This is a genomic window from Methylobacterium sp. WL8 (genome assembly GCF_008040045.1).
Classification (GTDB): domain Bacteria; phylum Pseudomonadota; class Alphaproteobacteria; order Rhizobiales; family Beijerinckiaceae; genus Methylobacterium; species Methylobacterium cerastii.
The window spans coordinates 1-536 of record NZ_VRVF01000213.1 but is presented as its reverse complement, the minus strand read 5'-3'; the positions used below and the strand labels follow the sequence as shown (position 1 = coordinate 536).

Annotated in this window: 1 protein-coding gene; it reads left to right on the top strand. The window is 41.8% G+C overall.

Translation table 11 applies throughout. The annotated features are described in order from the left end of the window. Positions 1 to 536: glycosyltransferase family 4 protein (locus FV234_RS25965; RefSeq protein WP_147832463.1), on the top strand; the 536-nt coding region annotated here is incomplete at both ends.

The following is a 536-nucleotide window of genomic DNA, read 5'->3' as shown; positions in this document are numbered from 1 at the left end:
GATTTTATAATATGTATTGCATCTCGTGCTGTTGCTGAAAAAGGTTGGCAGGAGGCAGTGGATGCGGTAACTTTGGCCAATGCTAGTTCGAAACGTGTGATCCAACTTATCATGGTGGGTGACGGACCTGAGTATGAACGGCTTAACAGCTCCAATCTGCCAAATTTTATCCATCTTCTTGGCTTTCAAGTAAATGTTCGTGATTTCTTCAACATAGCAGATGTCGGTTTGATTACTTCAACCTTTCGCGGGGAGAGTTGCCCACTTGTACTAATCGAATGTTTGAGTGTCGGAAAACCTGTCATTGCCAGTGATATTGGAGAAGTAAGCAACATGCTTGCAACCAAGACTGGAATGGCAGGCCGGGTCCATCAACTCAATGATTGGGCGATCGATGTAGAAGAGGTTGCAAAGATAATACTTGATCTATCAAATTCCTTGCAGAGCTATAATTCGTTAAAGGCGCATGTCTTAGAAGCTTTTTCCAAATTTGATCACAATGTTATGATTGACAATTATATCAAGGTGTATGAGAG